Genomic DNA, 15602 nt, shown 5'->3' with positions numbered 1-15602 from the left:
ACTTTGCCACTATTGCGCCATCAGGATGGACTGGATATGGCCGCATGTTTCTGGAACGCATTGAAGTCAAAGGTTTTCGCGGAATAAATCGCCTCTCCCTCGGGCTGGACAACACCACTGTGCTCATCGGCGAAAACGCCTGGGGCAAATCCAGCCTGCTGCGGGCCCTCTGGTGTCTGCTGGGGGATGCCGAGCCCTATCAATTTGGTCAGGATGATTTTCACCGGCCCGAAGATCCCGAGCTCGAACCCTCGCGCACGCTGCAACTGGTGCTCACCTTCAGCGAGTATCGTCCCCAGATGTGCCAGCACTCCCGCCGTCTGGCCCGCCTCGGGGCGGCCTGGATCCCCCACAAGGACAAGTTCCACCGGGTGCATTATCGTGCCAGCGCCGAGTTGCAGGACGATGGCAGCGTGCTCACCACCCACGACTTTCTCGACGGCATCGGCAAGAGCCTGGCCATCGACAACAATGAGGCGCTGGTGCGTCTGCTCATTACCATGAACCCGGTGTTCAGGCTGCGGGATGCCCGTACCGCCCGGGAGGGCATCGAGCGGCTGCCCTGGGGGGATCTGTGCGAGCAGCGGCTGGACGAGCTGGCCGGCAAGCTCACCGACGAGCCCCAGCGCATCGGCGAGCCAGAACTCAAGGAGGCGCTGCAGGCGGTGCAGCAGTTGATGGAGCACTACTTCAGCGCCCTGGCGCCCATCAAGCACAAGCCTCGCAGCCAGCGGGATATCGTCAATCGCCCCATGACCCTGCGCAATCCCGGCAACCTGCAGGTGCTGCTGCGCAATGCGGATAACCGGGCGCTGCAACTGGCCATGGCGGGCATGGCGGCCATGCTGCTCCACGCCCGGGGCAACCGGGAGCTGGAGGAGGGGGCCAGACCCATATTGATGCTGGAAGACCCAGAGAGCCGCCTGCATCCCACCATGCTGGCCCTGGCCTGGGGTCTGCTGGAGCAGTTGCCCGGCCAGAAGCTGCTCACCACCAACTCGGGGGACCTGCTCTCCTCCTTGCCCCTCAATCAGGTGCGTCGTCTGGTACGCCGCCAGCAGGACATCCTCTGCCATCAGTTGGGAGGGGAGCGCTACAGCAGCGACGATCTGCGCAAGATTGCCTTCCATGTGCGCATCAACAGGCCCATGTCGATGTTTGCTCGCTGCTGGCTGCTGGTGGAAGGGGAGACCGAGATCTGGCTGCTCTCGGAGCTGGCCCAGATCTGCGGCTACAGCCTGCGGGCGGAGGGGGTGCGCATCATCGAGTTCGCCCAGTGCGGCCAGGCTCCCCTCATCAAGGTGGCCCGGGACTTTGGCATAGAGTGGCACCTGCTCACCGACGGTGACGAGGCGGGCGCCAAGTATGCGAGCTCCGCCCGCTCCCTGCTCAAGGGGGAGCGCGAGCGGGATCGGCTGACCCAGTTGCCGGCGGCAGACATAGAGCACTACCTCTACCAGAACGGGTTCGAGGGGGTGTTCCGGCGCGAGGCGGGGGTCGGGGGGCGCTCCACCCTCAACGTCGGGCGCATCATCGCCAAGGCGATCCACCATCGCAGCAAGCCAGGCATGGCCCTGGCGGTGGTGGAGGAGGCGGAGCGCCTCGGCAGCGAGCACATTCCCCCTGTGCTCAAGCAGATGTTTGCCCGGGTGGTTGCCCTTGCCCGGGGACAAAGCTGACCGGCGACGTTGGGAAGACGGAGGGAGTTTGGATATACTCCCTGCCTCTTGTCCTTCCTTACCCTGTGATGGGTGCACCCGCACCCGGACTGCTGCCGGAGACCCTATGTTCGTCCAACTTCCTTTTTGGCTCTTTCCCCTGACCGGTCTGATGGCCCTGGGGGCCCTGATCGCCGTGGGGCTCGTCCTGTGGCGCGGGGATCTCTGCCCGGGCCAGCGCTCGCGGATCACTACCCAGCTCTTCTCGGTCTGGGTGATCACCGGGCTCTCTCTGATGCTGGCGGTGGAGGCCAAGGTTGCGGGCTGGCTCATCTGGAGCGGGGGGGCCGCCCTGGTGCTCGGTATCGTGCTCTCCCTGGTCCAGTCTCGCCTGGAGGGCAAGCGCGCCATCCCCGCCACCCTGCTGTGGTTGCCCGCCATGCCGCTCGCCCTCTACGGGCTGGGTCTGATGCAGATCCAGGGCTGGCTCGGCGGCCTGCTGCAGATGGTGCTGCTGGGGTCGGCCTTTGCCCACCTGATGCTGCTGCGTGCCCGCCACCGCCTGCAAGCCTTCAATCTGCTGCTGCCCCTGGCGGGGCTCGTCTCCGCCATCCTGAGTCTTATCTGGCTGGCGGTGCTGGTGGGTTGGCAGGGGAGCAGCGCCGGGCTCGACCCGCTGATCCCCGGGGTAGTGACCCAGGCCGGCCTGCTGGTCGCAGCCCTGCTGCTCTGGTTCAGCCCCATCTACCGTCAGCAGGAGACGGCCCCCGTGGTGGTCTCCGTGACCCTGTGCGGCCTCATCATCGCCCAGATTGCGGCGACCAGCGTGTTGCACCAGCTGGCCTGATCCCGGCGCATCCTTCCGCCCGCACCTTGTCGTGCGGGCTTTTTTTATGGCAAAGAGGGGCAAGGCGGGGAGGGGCCTGAGGGGCGAGAGATCGCTAGCTGCCTGAAAAAACTGCGATTTGTTGCAAAAGAGCGCAGTATGTGACGGTTTAATCCCCGAATAAACTTTTTTTAGGATATTTACTTGCAATCTCAGCGTTGGCGCCTATTATGGGCGACCTCGGACGCGGGGTGGAGCAGCTCGGTAGCTCGTCGGGCTCATAACCCGAAGGTCGTCGGTTCAAATCCGGCCCCCGCAACCAACTAATTTGTGTCCATGGCAAGCGCATAGCGCAGCGGTGGAGACGAAGACAGCAAGAAGCAACTGCTCTGCTTTTTGTGGTGGCAATACAATTCGGACGCGGGGTGGAGCAGCTCGGTAGCTCGTCGGGCTCATAACCCGAAGGTCGTCGGTTCAAATCCGGCCCCCGCAACCAACTAATTTGTGTCCATGGCAAGCGCATAGCGCAGCGGTGGAGACGAAGACAGCAAGAAGCAACTGCTCTGCTTTTTGTGGTGGCAATACAATTCGGACGCGGGGTGGAGCAGCTCGGTAGCTCGTCGGGCTCATAACCCGAAGGTCGTCGGTTCAAATCCGGCCCCCGCAACCAACCATTTGTATCCATGGCAAGCGCTAGCGCCTGTGGTGGAGACGAAGACAGCAAGAAGCAACTGCTCTGCTTTTTGTGGTGGCAATACAATTCGGACGCGGGGTGGAGCAGCTCGGTAGCTCGTCGGGCTCATAACCCGAAGGTCGTCGGTTCAAATCCGGCCCCCGCAACCAACTATTTGTGTCCATGGCAAGCGCATAGCGCGGCGGTGGAGACGAAGACAGCAAGAAGCAACTGCTCTGCTTTTTGTGGTGGCAATACAATTCGGACGCGGGGTGGAGCAGCTCGGTAGCTCGTCGGGCTCATAACCCGAAGGTCGTCGGTTCAAATCCGGCCCCCGCAACCAACTATTTGTATCCATGGCAAGCGCTAGCGCCTGTGGTGGAGACGAAGACAGCAAGAAGCAACTGCTCTGCTTTTTGTGGTGGCAATACAATTCGGACGCGGGGTGGAGCAGCTCGGTAGCTCGTCGGGCTCATAACCCGAAGGTCGTCGGTTCAAATCCGGCCCCCGCAACCAACTTCTGACTTATTTTCTTCTGCATTACCTCTCTGATCCCCTCCAGCATCTGTTGCTTGCACACAATAATGTGTGTTTTTCCGATCCCTCTCGCCATTTGTTCGGTATCATCCTGCTTTCTGTTCATGGATGAGGCCGCACCCTGTGATGACCCCTTTTAGCTATTCTTCTCCCCAAATCACGATGCAGAGCACCTCCCTCGCCGAAGTAATGGCAGGGCCGGCTGCCGTCAAACTCCTGCTCATTGCCGACTCAGCGCGCGATACCCTGCTGGCGACGCCTCCCTTTGCCGCCGTGGCAACCCAGATAGCCCTGGGTCAGAAGGCCCCCTATTCCCTTGACGACAGTCAGGGGCTGCAACGGGTGATCTTCATGGATGCCCGCCCGGTCCTGGATCATCGGCTCTACAAGCAGGTGCGCAGCTGGGTGGGCTCGCTGGCGGGCCTCAAGGCGACGCACCTGGCGCTCCATCTGGAGGGCTTTGACGATGAGCATCGCGCGCAACTGGCAAGGGTGGTGCTCGCCTGCCTGCTCGCCGCCGATGTGACCCTGCCGACCCAGAAACGGAGTGAGGCGACAGGACCGGGTTATCAGCAGTTGCAACTTTCCCCCCCTTGCGAGCTGGACATGGCCCGCCTGAGCGCAGAAACCGAAGGCAATGGTCTGGCTCGCCACCTGGCAGTGCTGCCAGCGTCCGAGCTCAATGCCCGTCATTACCGGGCCTATGCCCGGGAGCTGGCGCAGCAGGAGGGGTGGCAGTGGCAGGAGTTTGATGAGACGACCCTGGCACGGATGGGGGCTGGCGCCTTCCTGGCGGTGGCCCGTGGTTCGGCGGACGGTCAGGCCGCCATCGTCAGGCTCAGTTACTGTCCGGCCAACCCGGTGCGCCGCGTCGCGCTGGTGGGCAAGGGGATCTGCCACGACTCCGGTGGCTACAACCTGAAAGTCGGTGGCAGCATGTATGGCATGCACCTGGACATGGGGGGCAGCGCGGTGGCCCTTGGCACACTGCTGGCCATCAGCCGGGCGAAACTCCCCGTTGAGGTGCACTGCTGGCTCGCCATCGCTGAGAACCACATCGGCCCGCAGGCCTTCCGGCCCGGTGAGGTGGTGACTGCGCTGAACGGCACCACCATCGAAGTGGTGGACACCGACGCCGAGGGTCGCATGGTGCTGGCGGATGCCCTGACCCTGGCGGCCGGGGACAAACCCGACTTGCTGATCGACTACGCCACCCTGACCGGCGCCTGCAAACGGGCGCTCGGCAGCCGTTACAGCGGCGCCTTCACCAACCGCCCCGAGTGGCTCACCACGCTGATAGCGCTGGGACAGCAGAGCGGGGAGCGAGTCTGGCCCTTCCCTCTGGACGAGGATTACGATGACAACCTCGATAGCGAGTGGGCCGATCTGTTACAGTGCGCGCCGGGCGCCTCCCCGGATCACATCGATGCCGCCCGTTTTCTCACGCGCTTCGTGCCCGCCGAGCTTCCCTGGTTGCACCTCGACCTGAGTGGTTTTCGCAACAAGGGGGGCAATGGCGTGGTGGGCAGCGAGGTAACCGGCTTTGGTGTCAGGCTGACCCTGACCCTGCTCGACAGCCCTCTGGGGATGGGTGCGCCCGACGCATGACAACGTGGCCAAGCACAATCAATAAGGACAAGCGTGAAACAAGCAAGCTATGACTGGGTGCTGTTCGATCTGGACGAAACCCTGCTCGATTTTCCGGTCGCCAGGGCGCTGGAGCGGACCCTGCAGATCTACGGCGTGGCGCCGACTCCCCCCAAGATGGCGGAGTACCATGCCCTCAACCAGCGGCTCTGGCAGCAGTACAACTCAGGGGAGATTGACGCCACCTACCTTCAGCAGACCCGTTTTTCGCTCTTTGCCGAGCAGGTCAACGTGGCGCCCATGGCGATGAACGAGACCTTCCTGCAGCAGATCATCGCCCTGAGCGTGCCGCTGGAGGGGGTGGAGGAGACCCTCCAGACCCTGAAGAGCAAGGTCAGAATGGGGATCATCACCAACGGCTTCAGCCTGCCCCAGCGCGGGCGCCTCGACAAACTGGGCTGGAACAGCTGGTTTGAGCCTCTCGTTATCTCTGACGAGGTGCAGGTGACCAAGCCGGCGGCGGCCATCTTCCAGCATGCCCTGGCGCAGATGGGTCAGCCGAGCCCGGCGCGGGTGTTGATGGTGGGGGACAATCCCAAGACCGACATCGCCGGTGCCGCCGCCCAGGGGCTTGCCACCTGCTGGTACAACCCGGGACGGGAGACAGGCCCGTGCGAGGCGACCCACGAGATCCACCACTTCGCCCATCTCTGCGCGATCGTGCTGGGAGAGTAGGTCCCCATGTCCGCAAGGGTGTAAAAAAACAAGGCAGCCCATGGGCTGCCTTGTTTGCATCCGGCGTCTGCTAGCGGCCGAGGCGGGCGAGCAGCCAGGCTTCCAGCAAGGCCACTCCGGGGGCCAGCACGGCTTCGTCGAAGTCGAACTCGGGATGATGGTGGGGGGCCGCGAGGTTGGCTCCCAGGATGAGATAGGCGGCTTCGCCGCCGTGCTGCTGTACCCGCTCGATGAGGAAACCGGCATCCTCGCTGGCTCCGAAGCGGCGGGTGTGGATGGTATCAAGGGAATTCCCCTGTGCGAGAGGCACGATTTCCTCGATGAGGGCTGGGCTGTTCTCGATGCCGATCGCTTCCCCCTGTTTGCGGATGTGGTAGGTCGCGCCCTGCATCAGGGCCGCCCCTCCACAATCTGCTGCACCTGATTGAACATGTAGTCGTTGAGGGCCGGCGTCGCGCCACGGGTCTCCCCCATCAGGCGGGCATGGCCCGGGATGACGTTGCGTCCACTGCCGCCGTTGAGCTGACCCACGTTGATGCGGGTCATGCCGTCCCGATGGCGGGGAATGCCGAGCATGGCGGTGGTGGCCATGCAGGCCGCCGCCAGGGCATTGTGGCCCGCGTTGGGCTCGAGCCCCGCATGGGCGGCTTGCCCCATGAACTCCACGTCGAATTTGGTTCGGGAATTCAGATAATAAGTGCGACACTCATGGATGAATGGCGAGAGGTGGCCAACTGCTGATTGGTGGTACCCTTCTGCTCGCCAAAGTAAAAGCAGTATCACCATGAGCTATCAGCAGTTGACCGAGGGGCAACGATACCAGTTATCGGTGCTTCGCGCACAGGGGATGTCCATCCTTGCCACCGCACGCGCCATTGGCGTTCATCGCTCCACCCTCTACCGGGAGCTGCGTCGTAACGCCGGGCCGCAGGGCTACCAGCCAGACAATGCGCATCAGCACGCCACCCACCGACGGGCCAGTGCGGCCAAATCTCGGCTATCTGCCGATGTCATCCAGTTTGTCGAGCTGACACTCGCCTGGTGGTGGAGCCCGGAGCAGATAAGCGCGGTGGGCAAGCAGATAGGCCTCATGGTGAGTCACGAGTGGATATACCGCCATGTGGCCGCCGACAAAGCCCGGGGTGGCCAGTTGTACCGCCATCTGCGCCAGGGCCACAAGCGCTACCGCAAGGGGGCGAGCAGCCTGCGTTCTCCCATCAAGGAAGCCCGCTCTATTGATGAACGGCCGGCTATCGTCGATAGCCGGGAGCGGCTCGGTGATTGGGAGGCGGACACGGTGCTGGGCAAGCAAGGCACAGGTGCACTGGTCACCCTGGTGGAGCGCAAGAGCCGGCTCTATCTGGTCAAGCGGGTCGCGAGCAAACAGGCTGGGGTGGTGCGGGATGCGATAATCGAGATGTTAACGCCCTACATCGAGCAGGTGCATACCATCACCTTTGACAACGGCGGCGAGTTTGCCGAACACAAGGCGATAGAGGAAGCGCTGGGTGCCGAGACTTACTTTGCGCACCCTTACTCTTCGTGGGAGCGCGGTCTGAACGAGAACAGCAATGGGCTGTTGAGGCAGTTTATCCCAAAGGGAACAGACCTGAGAGAGGTCACGGACGAGGATGTCAGGAGAGCGGAGCAGTGGCTCAACCTACGACCTCGGAAATGTCTCGGATTCAGGCAGCCTGTCAAGGTATTCGAAGAGTACCGTCAGGCGGCATAGGCGAGTGTCGCACTTCGAAGTTGAATTCGCGGTTGAGCAGAGAAACTCGGTGGGGTTGACCACCAGCTCACCGCTGCTCGCGTGAATGCCGATGTGCAGTGCCAGCAGGGCGTCCACGTCATCGAGCTGCCCCCCTGCCGCCAGCGCCTTGCCGCCTCGGCAGCCCTCTTCAGCCGGCTGGAAGAAGAGCTTGATGCGGCCAGTGAGGCGATCGGAGAGGGCCGCGATCCGCTCGGCCAGCACCAGCCCGATGGCGGTGTGACCATCGTGGGCACAGGCGTGCATCCAGCCCGGGTTGGCGGAGTGCCAGCCTCCCTGGCCGGGCAGGTGTGACGCCTCCTGGCTCTCTTCGACCTCCACCGCATCGATATCGAAGCGAAACGCCAGGGTGGGGCCGGGGCGCCCGCTCTCCCAGAGTCCCATCACGCCGGTGAGTGCGTCGATCCGCGTCAGCCACTCCGGATGCGCCCCCTGGTGCAGGGCACGGGCCTTCTGGGCCTCGACGTCTATTTCCCGTCCCATGATGAGGGTGCTGGCGAGCAGTTGATCCCCCAGCATGATGGAGAAACCGAGTTCACTGAGGTGTTGGGCGATGAGGGTGGTGGTGCGAAATTCACACCAGGCGGCTTCGGGGTGACGATGAAGGTCGCGGCGCCAGTGGCGCAAGGCATCCTGAGTCATGGTGGTTCCTGCGTGGCAAATCCAGCGGCCATTGTGACGGGCAGGGGGGCAAGAGTAAATCCCGCAGGGGGAGATGCGACAAGGGGAGCCCGGGCTCCCCTTGAAAGATGGCATGGATGTCGACGAGGTCGTTTTGTGCGCGCAGATCGCATTCAATGATGGCTTGGCATCATTCTTTGCCAGAGCACGTCAAAAACCCATATCGCAGTCTGTTTTTTGAACCACCCCTCTGGTGCAGAGGTGGCAGATGGCTGATTGACCGACTTAGAGCTGTGCCAGCGACGGCATGGAGACGGCAACCAGAGTGAAAAACACGGTGAAAACGGCGGTAACTACGAACTCTTTCATGATTTTATCTCCCTTGGTTGGCTCATGATGGAACCAAGATACCACAACAGAACGATAAAACAACGAAAAATGTAATTATGAGGCAAAAATGGTTTGGTGGTTAAATATGGCCGCATTTTCCCAAGTTTAAGGGCGTTTTTTGTCCTTGTAAGGGTTTTATGGTGATGCCAGTTAAAGGGAATGCATATAAAGCCTTTAAATACATTGAGTTATGTTATTTTTATGACGCTCTCTTTAGTGGTTCCGATTGGGGTCCGTTAGGTGGTCTCCATTTTTGGTCAGCAAAATGGCCTGCGGGATGCGCCGATTTGTGTCGCCATAGGGAGTTTGGTGGCTGTCAGCCAGGTTTTGTCATCCCATGTCATGTTTTCTCACGACCTGTGTCCTAGCCCCAGTCTGCAAGGCTGTTGCCAGCCAGGGTTATCCGATGAAGGCTCAATTTTCTGCTCATCCCAAACAGGATGGGAGCAAAAAGAGTACGAAAAACGACAAAAAAGCCGTCAAAGGAGCATGGAAGGAAAGGGGGAAGGCGGGAAAATGGGGGGGGGCGATCTTCATGGGGCCTTGGGTGGCCGGAAGCCCCGTTTTTCGCTGTTTTCTTGGGGGGACGAGCCACTGGGCCCGCGCGCAGGGGAAGCGGGCGATATCGTCGGCCCACCCGGTTTGCTATATGGCGCCAGTGTGATGGGATGAAGGGCAGGGGAGCCCTGGCGCAGGGCCCTGGCTCTGCGGCACCAAGGCCTTTATCCAGACCCGTCGCGAACAAGGTGAGCAAGCAGAAAAGCGGGGGAAAGAAGTAAAGGAGAAGGTCGTGGGGTCAGAGGCTCAGGGCCGCCGGGCAAGGGGTAAGACATGGCGACAGTGGCCAGTGGATAGTCGGGCCCCCGCAGGGGGAGGAGGGGGTGAGGAGCCCGCATAAAAAAACCCTCCAGAGGAGGGTTTTTTGTCAGACCACAGCCCTTAGAACAGGGTGGTGGAGAGATCGTACAGCTCCTGGTTGAACGGGCGCTTCAGGTTCTCGATGCAGTCGATGATGTCGTGGTGCACCATCTCGTTGCCCTGAATGCCGACGCAGCGGCCACCCTGGCCCGCCAGCAGTTGCTCGACGGCGAAGGCACCCATGCGGCTGGACATGATACGGTCACGGGCAGTGGGAGAACCGCCACGCTGGATGTGACCCAGGATGGTGGCGCGGGTTTCGCGGCCGGTCATGGCCTCGATGTCTTTTGCCAGGGCGTTGACGTCGGTGACGTGCTCGCAGATGGTGATGATGGCGTGCTTCTTGCCCTTGGCTTCCCCTTCCTTGATCTGTTGCAGCAGCTTCTCCTTGTCGAAGGCCACTTCCGGCACGATCACGTACTCGGCACCACCGGCAACGGCGGCAGACATGGCCAGATCGCCGCAGTGGCGGCCCATGATCTCGACCACGGAGATGCGGTGGTGGGAGCTGCAGGTGTCGCGCAGGCGGTCGATGGCGTCCACGACCACGTTCAGGGCGGTGTCAAAGCCGATGGTGAAGTCGGTACCGGCGATGTCGTTGTCGATGGTGCCCGGCAGACCGATGCAGGGGAAGCCCTCTTCGGTCAGCTTCTTGGCACCCATGTAGGAGCCGTCACCGCCGATGACCACCAGGGCATCGATGCCGTGTTTCTTCAGGTTTTCGACCGCTTCGGCACGGACTTTCGGATCCTTGAAGGCGGGGAAACGGGCGGAGCCGAGGAATGTACCGCCACGGTTCACGACGTCGGAGACGCTGTGACGCTCGAGCTTGACGATACGGTCCTGGTGCAGACCGAGGTAGCCATCATAGATGCCGTAAACTTCCAGGCCATGATGCAGACCGGCGCGCACCACGGCGCGGATGGCTGCGTTCATACCCGGTGCGTCACCACCACTGGTCAAAACACCAATACGTTTGATTTGTTTGGTCATGAGTGCCTCTGGATCTGAGTTGTCGAAAATCAAGATTCTGAATAATACGGCTGGCCGCTTTTACTATATCGGCTTTCCTATGGCGAGAGGGTCCATAGGAAAGCGATATGCAAAGAGGGGCGGGGCCCCTCTTTGCTTGGCGCTTACTTGGCGGCGCCAGCGATGATCTGGGAGAAGTCGTCCACTTTCAGGGACGCGCCACCCACCAGGCCACCGTCGATGTCCGGCTGGCCGAACAGGTCGGCAGCGGTGGCGCCAGTCACGGAGCCGCCGTACAGGATCTGTACCTTGGCAGCCACGGCTGCATCAAAACCGGCCAGGTATTGACGGATGTGAGCATGCACGGATTGTGCGATCTCCGGGGTGGCGGTCTTGCCGGTGCCGATGGCCCATACCGGCTCGTAAGCGATGACGGCGTTCTCGAAGGAGGCGATGCCGCAGCGATCGATCACGGCCTTGAGCTGGGTCTCGACCACCTGGTTGGTGGTACCGGCTTCAAACTGGGCCAGGGTTTCACCGATGCACAGCACGGGGATCAGGCCGCCCTTCTGGATGGCTTCGTACTTGGCAGCCACCACGTCGTCGGTCTCTGCGTGCAGGGTACGACGCTCGCTGTGGCCGACCAGGGAGTAGGTGCAGCCGAAGGCTTTGAGCATGGAGGGGGCGTTTTCGCCGGTGAAGGCGCCGGACTCGTGAACGTCGGCGTTCTGGGCACCGTAGGCGATCTTGCTGCCAGCGGTCAGCTGTTCAACCAGACCCAAAAAGATAACCGGCGGGCAGACGGCCACTTGCACGGAAGGATGAGCGGCAGCGGCCGGGGTCAGTCCTTTGATCAGGGCTTCTACAGAAGCCTTGGTGCCGTTCAGTTTCCAGTTACCCATTACCAGGTGCTGTCTCATCTTCTATATCTCCTAGGCATTTGATTGCGCAACATTATATGAATTGAACCGAGCCCAAGATAGCTGACCCGGCGGCAAATGACGTAATTTTTTTTCGCTTTCCTGATCCAAATCAGGAATGCAAGGCGCGATTGCTCACTCGGTGACCTGCCCACGCAAACGGGCCCACCATACCCCAATCCACTCGTGAATGGCAGCCTCGGAATACATCAGATAACGCCCTTTGGGGAGGTAGCTGTAGAGGGGTTGTGGCTCCTGACTCTGCTTGGCGGTGTAATCGGTGGGAGCCGGCACCGCATCGAGTCCCTGACTGCGATAGAGGGCCATGGCCCGGGGCAGGTGGGTGGCCGAACTCACCAGCGCCACCCGCTTGCCGTTGAGGTGGGCGGCGATGCTGACCGCCTCGTCATGGGTGTCTTTGTTGTTTTCAAACAACGTCATGCGCGCTCGCGGGATGCCAAGGTTGGCCGCCATGCGGGCGTTGACCTCGGCGTTCGACAAGGGATCCCCGGCCACGGCACCGGAGAAGACCAGCTCGGCCTCTGGATAGGCCAGGGCCAGGCGAACTCCTTCCAGGGTGCGCGCCAGGGAGATGTTGTTTTGCCAGGCGCGCTCTGGGATGGCCGGATCGCTCACATGACCGTTGCCCAGCACGACGATGGCCTGGATGTCCGGATGCAGGCTCACCTCGAAGGGGGGATAGGTCTGCTCCAGGCTGCGGGCCAGCTCGTAGCTCACCGGCCGCGTCCCCATCAGGGCGATGATCACCAAGGAGAGGGTCGCCAGCAGCCTGCCGCTTTTTTGAAAGCGGGTGAACCAGAGCAGCACGAGCGCCAGCACCAACAAGGAGAGAGAGAAGGGGAGCGGCATCAGCAGATGGCCCAGCCATTTCTTGATGACAAAGAAGTTGAGCTCGAACACGACAGACACGTCCTTGAGTTTTCAGCAAATTCGGGATGTGACAGAATACCCCTCTTTTTTCCTGTGGCCCAATCCTGTGTGGTTCCTCCTGCGGCCCTCATGGCGGGGCGGTCGAAGATGAGTGTGTCTTGAAGCAAGATCAGAGTTTTGACGGGCGCGCGGACAAGTTCGCTCGCAACATTTACGACTCCACCAAGGGGCGCATTCGCACCACCATTGTCTGGAGTGACATCGAAGCCTGCCTGGCGCGCCTGGGCAACCGGCCGCTACGCATCCTGGATGCCGGCGGCGGCTTTGGCTACTTCGCCCAGAAACTGGCGGCCATGGGCCATCAGGTGGAGCTGTGCGATTTGTCGGCAGAAATGCTGGATCTGGCCCGGGAGCAGATCGCCCAGAAGGGCTTGGAAGACAGAATTCGTCTCATCCATTGCCCCATTCAGGATCTCAAGCACCAGGTGACCGGCACCTTCGATCTGGTGCTCTGTCATGCGGTACTGGAGTGGCTCGCCGAGCCGCGCCAGACCTTGCTGGGTCTGTTCCCTTTCGTCAAGGCTGGGGGCATACTGTCGCTGCTTTTTTACAATCGTCACGGCCTCCTGTTCCAGAGCCTGGTGGTGGGTAATTTCGACTATGTGCGCCTGGGCCTTCGCAAGAAACGCCAGACAGCCCTGACTCCCACCAACCCTCAGTTGCCGGAGCAGGTCTATGACTGGATAGGCCGGGGGGGATTGCGGATCATCGGCAAGACCGGGGTGCGCGTCATCCACGACTACATGCGCCACAAGCAGGATCAGGTCGAGAAGTTCGAGGACCTGCTGGCCATGGAGCAGCAATATTGCCGCCAGGAGCCCTTTGTTTCCCTGGGGCGCTACATCCATGTGATGGCCCAGAAACCGGCCGGTTGAGACACACCGGCGTGAATACGATGCGGGATCCAGCCGCCGGGGCGCCACCGACCCCGGCCTATATCACCACGGCGGGCGAAGACCTGCCGACTATAACAACGAGATGATAACGTCATGATGAGTACATCCCGTACCCTGCCAGAGACGGTGGGATGGGTCAGACAGGAGGGGTTGGCGCTGAACCTCCCCACCGACAGGCTGGCCTTTCTGATAGCGATCAAGACGCTCTCCGAGGACGAGTCTGATCTCTCGGAGGCCGCGCTGCACGATGCCTTTGGCTATGTCAGCAGTGCCTTCGGCCAGATGGACGAGACCCTCACCGGTCGCGCCAACAACGCCATCAACGATCTCATTCGCCAGCAACTGCTGTCGCGTTTCACCACCGACATGGTGGCGGGGGAGAGCCTCTACCGCCTGTCGCGCCTTGGCATGAGCATTGTCGATTTCTTCATGGATCAGCGCCAGGTGGACTCCATCAAGCTCTCCATCCTGCTCGAGCACCTGGCGGCCGAGCTCGACACCGCCCGCAAGGCGGCGCTCGAGACCAACACCCGGGAGCAGTGGGACGCCGAGGTGCTGCCGCGCCTCTCCTTCTCCCTGGAAGAGACGCTCGGGCGCATCGATCTCACCCAGCGCGCCATGGACGAGCAGCAAAACCAGGTCAAGAGCGAGATCGCGGCCCTGCTGACCCAGAACTGGGTCGATGCCATCCACAGCTGCGAGAAGCTCCTGCACGAGACCGGCCAGACCCTGCGCGAGTTGCAGGACACCCTGGACGCCGCCGGCCACCGCCTGCAGGCGGGGCTGCTCAACATTCAGGAAGCGGCCCAGGGGCGTGAGGATCTGTTCCACGTCGAGGAGCTGACCCACGCCCTGCAGGGGCGTCTGGACGTCATCACCGCCTGGGGCCAGCAGTGCATCGAGCTCTGGTCCCGTTATGACAGGCACGTCCACAAGTTCATCCGCAACGCCATCGACATGGACAAGAACCGCGCCTTCAGCCAGCGGTTGCGGGAATCCATCCGCAACTTCGAGCAGCACAGCTGGTTGTTGCGGGTGGCCGAAGAGCCCCGTTTGCTGGAACTGCGGGATGAAACCATCGCCATCCACGACGAGGAGGTGACCGGCGAGGTGCCCCTCGAGATGGAGTACGTGGAGATGGTGGACATCAACCAGGAGCTGGCGGAGCGCATCGAGCGCTACCTGGCCCGCTACCCGGAGCAGGGAGATCGGCTGGATCTTGCCGACGTGCTGCGGGAATACCTGCTGGACTACCCGGCTCATGCCCACTTCGACGTGGCGCGCCTCCTGATCGATCAGGCCGTGCGTCTCGGCCATGCCAGCGGTGAGCGCGAGCACCACCGCCAACCCGCATGGAAACCCATCAACCAAGCTGGATCCAAGGTTCAGGCCTATGTCATCGATCAATACTGAATTCCCCTTGCCCCTGCGCCTCGCAGAGGCCATCGCCAACCCCTTGTTTCCGCGTATCGACACCGCCCTGCGCTCCGGTCGCCACATCAGTGCCGACGAATTCGAGCAGCACTCTGCCCTGGTGGAGTACCACCAGGAGCTGGAGATCTTCTACGGCCGCTATCAGGTGGAACTCATCAAGGCGCCGGAAGGCTTCTTCTACCTGCGTCCGCGCCCGAGCGCCGACATCGGTACAACAGTGTTATCTGAGCTCGATATGCTGGTGGGCAAGGTGCTCTGCTACCTGTTCCTGAGCCCGGACCGCCTCGCCTCGGAAGGGGTGTTCGCCATGGGCGAGCTGCAAGAAGAGGTGCTGAGTCTGGCGGACGAGAAGCAACTGCTGCGGATGGTCAACAGCCGCTCCGGCGGCACGGATCTGGACAAGAAGAAACTCCTCGAGAAAATCCGCACCTCCATGCGTCGCCTCAAACGCCTCGGGATGATCACCCCCCTTGGCAACAGCGACAAATTCCGGGTCAACGAGTCCGTGTTCCGCTTCGCCGCCGATGTGCGCTCCGACGAGGATCCCCGCGCGGTGCAACTGCGGATGATCCAGGAAGGGGAGGCCATTTTCCACGACGACGAGATGCCGAGCAGCGATTCCCTGTTCGAGGATATCGAAGAGGATCTGGACGAAGAGCAGCTGGAGCTGGAGGTGGAAGATGATCTGCAACGTTAATGTGCCGGCACTGATG

General features: G+C 61.7%; 11 protein-coding genes, 6 tRNA genes and 2 pseudogenes. 14 read left to right on the top strand and 5 right to left on the bottom strand.

Going from position 1 to position 15602, the window contains the following annotated elements:
- Window positions 1-44: 44 nt before the first annotated feature.
- The 10 genes from H7R73_RS12820 to yjjG all read left to right on the top strand — a co-directional run bounded on the left by H7R73_RS12820 (window position 45) and on the right by yjjG (window position 6016).
- Entirely contained in the window at window positions 45-1679 is a 1635-nt protein-coding gene (locus H7R73_RS12820; protein WP_103260212.1) for an ATP-dependent endonuclease, read from the top strand.
- A gap of 106 nt (window positions 1680-1785) precedes the next feature.
- On the top strand, window positions 1786-2505 hold the full coding sequence (locus tag H7R73_RS12815) for a hypothetical protein (protein WP_010674858.1): 720 nt from the start codon (window positions 1786-1788) through the stop codon (window positions 2503-2505).
- A 224-nt stretch (window positions 2506-2729) separates the two neighbouring features.
- Window positions 2730-2806: transfer RNA gene (locus H7R73_RS12810), tRNA-Met, on the top strand.
- A gap of 97 nt (window positions 2807-2903) precedes the next feature.
- Window positions 2904-2980 (top strand) — tRNA-Met (locus H7R73_RS12805).
- A 97-nt stretch (window positions 2981-3077) separates the two neighbouring features.
- Window positions 3078-3154, top strand: a tRNA-Met gene (locus tag H7R73_RS12800).
- 96 nt (window positions 3155-3250) lie between these two features.
- Window positions 3251-3327, top strand: a tRNA-Met gene (locus H7R73_RS12795).
- 96 nt (window positions 3328-3423) lie between these two features.
- Window positions 3424-3500, top strand: a tRNA-Met gene (locus tag H7R73_RS12790).
- 96 nt (window positions 3501-3596) lie between these two features.
- A tRNA-Met gene (locus H7R73_RS12785) sits at window positions 3597-3673 on the top strand.
- Between the two features lie 144 nt (window positions 3674-3817).
- The gene (locus H7R73_RS12780) at window positions 3818-5302 is read left to right on the top strand and encodes a M17 family metallopeptidase (protein ID WP_103260211.1); all 1485 of its coding nucleotides are present in this window, start codon (window positions 3818-3820) and stop codon (window positions 5300-5302) included.
- 33 nt (window positions 5303-5335) lie between these two features.
- Window positions 5336-6016: a pyrimidine 5'-nucleotidase gene (gene yjjG / locus H7R73_RS12775; protein WP_103260210.1), complete on the top strand. Its 681-nt coding sequence runs from the start codon at window positions 5336-5338 to the stop codon at window positions 6014-6016.
- Between the two features lie 70 nt (window positions 6017-6086).
- Here yjjG and H7R73_RS12770 read toward each other — a convergent pair.
- Window positions 6087-6694 (bottom strand): annotated as a pseudogene (locus tag H7R73_RS12770) (peptidase dimerization domain-containing protein); the annotation flags it as partial.
- A gap of 106 nt (window positions 6695-6800) precedes the next feature.
- Between H7R73_RS12770 and H7R73_RS12765 the strand changes: the two are divergent.
- Window positions 6801-7748 carry an IS30-like element ISAs2 family transposase gene (locus tag H7R73_RS12765; RefSeq protein WP_019706001.1) on the top strand — a complete coding sequence of 316 codons (948 nt, stop codon included), beginning with the start codon at window positions 6801-6803 and terminating at the stop codon, window positions 7746-7748.
- Between the two features lie 30 nt (window positions 7749-7778).
- Here the strand turns inward: H7R73_RS12765 and H7R73_RS12760 are convergent.
- The 4 genes and pseudogenes from H7R73_RS12760 to elyC form a co-directional block, all read right to left on the bottom strand.
- Window positions 7779-8429, bottom strand: a pseudogene (locus tag H7R73_RS12760) (amidohydrolase); the annotation flags it as partial.
- A gap of 1308 nt (window positions 8430-9737) precedes the next feature.
- Window positions 9738-10709 (bottom strand): 6-phosphofructokinase, encoded by a 972-nt coding sequence (gene pfkA / locus H7R73_RS12755; protein WP_010674852.1) that lies wholly within the window; start codon window positions 10707-10709, stop codon window positions 9738-9740.
- Window positions 10710-10852: 143 nt separating this feature from the next.
- The gene (tpiA, locus tag H7R73_RS12750) at window positions 10853-11608 is read right to left on the bottom strand and encodes a triose-phosphate isomerase (RefSeq protein WP_029314576.1); all 756 of its coding nucleotides are present in this window, start codon (window positions 11606-11608) and stop codon (window positions 10853-10855) included.
- 135 nt (window positions 11609-11743) lie between these two features.
- A complete protein-coding gene (gene elyC, locus H7R73_RS12745) occupies window positions 11744-12529 on the bottom strand; it encodes an envelope biogenesis factor ElyC (RefSeq protein WP_103260207.1) in 786 nt (261 codons plus the stop codon).
- A gap of 128 nt (window positions 12530-12657) precedes the next feature.
- Between elyC and cmoM the strand changes: the two genes are divergently transcribed.
- From cmoM to mukE, 3 genes are all read left to right on the top strand, one after another.
- Entirely contained in the window at window positions 12658-13434 is a 777-nt protein-coding gene (cmoM, locus tag H7R73_RS12740) for a tRNA uridine 5-oxyacetic acid(34) methyltransferase CmoM (protein WP_039040723.1), read from the top strand.
- 114 nt (window positions 13435-13548) lie between these two features.
- On the top strand, window positions 13549-14868 hold the full coding sequence (gene mukF / locus H7R73_RS12735) for a chromosome partition protein MukF (RefSeq protein WP_042863922.1): 1320 nt from the start codon (window positions 13549-13551) through the stop codon (window positions 14866-14868).
- Window positions 14849-15586: a chromosome partition protein MukE gene (gene mukE / locus H7R73_RS12730; protein ID WP_029314572.1), complete on the top strand. Its 738-nt coding sequence runs from the start codon at window positions 14849-14851 to the stop codon at window positions 15584-15586. The genes mukF and mukE overlap by 20 nt, the downstream gene beginning before the upstream one ends.
- Window positions 15587-15602: the final 16 nt, after the last annotated feature.

Origin of the sequence: Aeromonas sp. WP2-W18-CRE-05 (genome assembly GCF_014168615.1) — a bacterium.
GTDB classification, from domain to species: Bacteria; Pseudomonadota; Gammaproteobacteria; order Enterobacterales; family Aeromonadaceae; genus Aeromonas; species Aeromonas caviae.
This window is presented reverse-complemented; position numbering and strand designations above follow the sequence as displayed.

Bases quoted from the DNA above. Each gene is read 5' to 3' on its own strand.
- H7R73_RS12820 (WP_103260212.1), top strand. From the start codon at position 45: ATGTTTCTGGAACGCATTGAAGTCAAAGGTTTTCGCGGAATAAATCGC.
- H7R73_RS12815 (WP_010674858.1), top strand. From the start codon at position 1,786: ATGTTCGTCCAACTTCCTTTTTGGCTCTTTCCCCTGACCGGTCTGATG.
- H7R73_RS12765 (WP_019706001.1), top strand. From the start codon at position 6,801: ATGAGCTATCAGCAGTTGACCGAGGGGCAACGATACCAGTTATCGGTG.
- pfkA (WP_010674852.1), bottom strand. From the start codon at position 10,709: ATGACCAAACAAATCAAACGTATTGGTGTTTTGACCAGTGGTGGTGAC.
- tpiA (WP_029314576.1), bottom strand. From the start codon at position 11,608: ATGAGACAGCACCTGGTAATGGGTAACTGGAAACTGAACGGCACCAAG.
- mukF (WP_042863922.1), top strand. From the start codon at position 13,549: ATGATGAGTACATCCCGTACCCTGCCAGAGACGGTGGGATGGGTCAGA.
- mukE (WP_029314572.1), top strand. From the start codon at position 14,849: ATGTCATCGATCAATACTGAATTCCCCTTGCCCCTGCGCCTCGCAGAG.